Genomic DNA, 3,059 nt, shown 5'->3' on the forward strand with positions numbered 1-3,059 from the left:
CGCTGACCGCGTGCAGGTCCGGCGGCTGGCGCCACAGCGTGCCGAGCACCACCGCGTCCGCCGGGACGCCGCGGGCCCCGAAGCGCGCGGCCAGGTCGGCGGCCGCCCGCGGGTCCGCACCGCGGAAGACCCGGGTGACGCTGTCCGGGTCCGCGGTCAGCAGCAGGTCCCGGCCGCCGGCGACGACCTCGAGCAGCCGCAGCGCCGCCTCGGACAGCTCGTGGGCGTCGTCGACGGCCACGAGGTCCCAGCGCTCGCGCTCGGCGGCCAGCAGCCGCGGCGAGGCCCGCAGCCGCGCGGCCGCCTCCTCCAGCAGGCCCGCGGGGTCGTGGGCCCCGGCCCGCCCGAGCGCGGTGACGGCCTGGTACTCCTCCAGCACCCGGCCCGCCGCCCCCCACTGCGGGCGGCCGTGCCGGCGGCCGAGCTCGGCCAGCTCCGCGGGCCCCAGCCCGTGCTCGACGGCGCGCACCAGCAGCTCGCGCAGCTCGTCGCGGAAGCCGCGCAGCTCCCGGGCCCCGGGCGGCAGGTCGGCGGGCCAGCCGGGCACCGCGGGGGCGACCTCCGGCTCCGGCTCCGGCTCCCAGGGCTCCCCCGGCCCGTCGGCGGGGTCGGCGCGCGGGGCGGCGGCCTCCCGGTGCCCGCGCAGCAGGTCGGCCAGGACGGCGTCCTGCTCGGCGGCGGTGATCAGCCGCGGGGCCGGCGCCCCCTCGCGGGCGTGCAGCAGCCGCAGCAGGCCGAAGGCGTAGGACTCGGGGGTGCGGGCCGCCGGCTCGCTGCTCGTGCGCAGCAGCCGCAGCGAGAGCTCGTCGCGCAGCGCCTCCGCCTGCCGGCGCGAGGGGGCGAGCACCAGCACCCGGTCCGCAGGGGTGCCGTCGCGCTCGACGCGCGCGGCCACCACCTCGCGCAGCGTCGTCGTGCGCCCGCTGCCGGGGGCGCCGAGCACCACGAGCGGGCCGCTGCCGCGGGGCCGCTCCCGCGCGGCGCGCTGCGCCGGGTCCGGCTGCAGGGGCGCGGGCACGCGCGCCGGGGCGCGCAGCAGCCGCGGGCGGTCCCCGGGCCGGCCCGGGTCGCCGGGGGCGTCCGCGCGGTGGTCGTCGGCGTTCTCCCGGAGCACCTCCTCATGGCACCACAGCCGCGGCACCGCGGTCGTGGGGCACGGGCGCCCGTCAGCCGGTGGCGGGGCGCTGCGCCGCCGGAGCGGCCAGCCCCAGCTCCTCCACGAGGCGCACGACGTTGGAGGAGGCGTTGAGGGAGTACAGGTGCAGCACCTGCACGCCCTCGGCCAGCAGCCGGTGGCCGTCCTCGGCGGCCAGCCGCACGCCCTCCTCGCGGAAGGCCCCGCGGTCGTCCAGCAGCGGCTGCAAGCGCCGGTTGAGCCAGCTCGGCTCGTGGCCGTGGGTGAGCCGGCGCGTGACCTCCAGCACCTTCGGGCTGGTGACGGGCAGCAGCCCCGGCACCAGCGGCGCGTCGCAGCCGACGGCGGCCAGCCGGTCGCGCAGCCGCAGGAAGTCCTCGACGTCGTAGGTCAGCTGCGCGACGGCGAAGCCGGCGCCCGCGGCGAGCTTGCCCAGCAGGTGGCGCAGGTCGGTGTCGAGGTCCGGCGACTCCGGGTGCCCGAGCGGGAAGGCCGCCACGCCCACCGACTCCGCGCCCTCCTCGCGGGCCAGGCGCACCAGCTGGTCGGCGTGCTCGAGGCCCTGCGGGTGCGGCTCCCAGGGGGCGTCCGGGTCGCCGTCGGGGTCGCCGCGCAGCGCGAGCACGTCGCGCACCCCGCCCGCGGCCAGCTCGCGCAGCACCCCGCGCAGCTGCTGCGTGCTCCGGCCGACGGCGGTCAGGTGCGCGAGCGGGCGCACGTCGCTCTCCCGGGCGATCCGGGAGGCGAGCTCGACGGTGCCCTCCCGGCTGCCGCCGCCGGCGCCGCAGGTGACGGAGGCGAAGACCGGCCCGAGCTCGCGCAGCCGCTGCACGCTGCGCCACTGCCGGGCGGCGGTCTCCTCGTCGTGGGCCGGGGAGAACTCCACGGAGAAGCGGCGCCGGGCGCCGCGCAGGTCGTCGACGAGGGTGCTCACGAGCGCTCCGGCCCGCGCTCGTCCCGCTCCCAGGGCGCGCGCCAGCCGGCGAGGTCCCAGCGGGCGCGGGCCAGGTCGACGCGCACGTCGGCGGGGTCGGCGGCCAGCCGGCGCAGCGCGACCCCCTCCTCGCGCCAGTGCGCCAGGGCGCGCTCGGCCAGCGGCTGCGCGGCGCTGCCGTCGGCGCGCAGCACCCGCCACCACGGGGCGCCGGAACCGAAGCGGCGCAGCACGTTCCCCACGAAGCGGGGACCGCGGTCGCCGACGACCTCGCCGACGTCGCGGTAGGTCAGCACCCTGCCGCGGGGGATGGCGTGGACGACCTCCAGGACCTCCTCGGCGCGGGCGGGCAGCGGAGGTGCGGGCACCCGGGCAGCCTGCCAGGTCGCCGCCGCGGGCGCCCGGCGGTGCTCAGGGGTTCGGCCAGGGGTTCGGCAGCGCGCCGTGCAGGCCCTTGGTCTGCTGCACCATCACGGGCGCGAGGCGGCCGGGTCCCGGGTTCGGCTCGTGCCCGTGGCCCAGCAGGTGACCGACCTCGTGGTTGACGACGTACTGCCGGTAGCCGGTGCGGTCCTCGCCGTAGTCCGCGATCGCCTCCACCCAGCGGTACCAGGTGAGCACGGCGGCGTCGCCGTTGCGGCACGACAGCGTGCCCATCGTGCGCAGCGGCCGGCACAGCGCCGCCGAGGTGCCCGGGGTGGCCAGCACCAGCCGGAGCTCCGCCTCGCCGTCGGTGCGCTCGAAGCTCGTCGCCCCGCCGGCTCCCCAGCCGCGCGGGTCGTTGAGCACGGCGAGGGCGAAGCCGGCGAAGGCGGCCGGGTCGAGCAGCCCGGCGTCCACCAGGTCGCGCTCCACCTCCACGCGCAGCGTGCGCACCCGCGCGGAGGCCGGCGCCGGGGAGCCGCCGGGCACGACGAGGAGGTCCCCGCCGCCCGCCTGCGGCACCTCGCGCCGCAGGACGCCCGCCGACACGTCCGCCGCGGTCAGCCC

Annotated in this window: 4 protein-coding genes; all 4 read right to left on the reverse strand. The window is 80.0% G+C overall.

Annotated features, from left to right (window positions below; genetic code table 11):
* Positions 1–1,114, reverse strand: a 1,114-nt coding sequence (locus GTQ99_RS21505) for a UvrD-helicase domain-containing protein (RefSeq protein WP_166617736.1), incomplete at its 3' end; no start/stop codon positions are given.
* A gap of 52 nt (positions 1,115–1,166) precedes the next feature.
* Positions 1,167–2,069, reverse strand: a complete 903-nt coding sequence (locus GTQ99_RS21510; protein ID WP_166617737.1) for a methylenetetrahydrofolate reductase — start codon at positions 2,067–2,069, stop codon at positions 1,167–1,169.
* Entirely contained in the window at positions 2,066–2,437 is a 372-nt protein-coding gene (locus GTQ99_RS21515) for an MGMT family protein (RefSeq protein WP_166617738.1), read from the reverse strand. The genes GTQ99_RS21510 and GTQ99_RS21515 overlap by 4 nt, the downstream gene beginning before the upstream one ends.
* Before the next feature lie 43 nt (positions 2,438–2,480).
* The coding region (locus GTQ99_RS21520; protein ID WP_166617739.1) for a DUF3152 domain-containing protein at positions 2,481–3,059 on the reverse strand (579 nt) is incomplete at its 5' end.

The organism is Kineococcus vitellinus (assembly GCF_009906315.1).
In the GTDB taxonomy this organism is placed as follows: Bacteria; Actinomycetota; Actinomycetes; order Actinomycetales; family Kineococcaceae; genus Kineococcus; species Kineococcus vitellinus.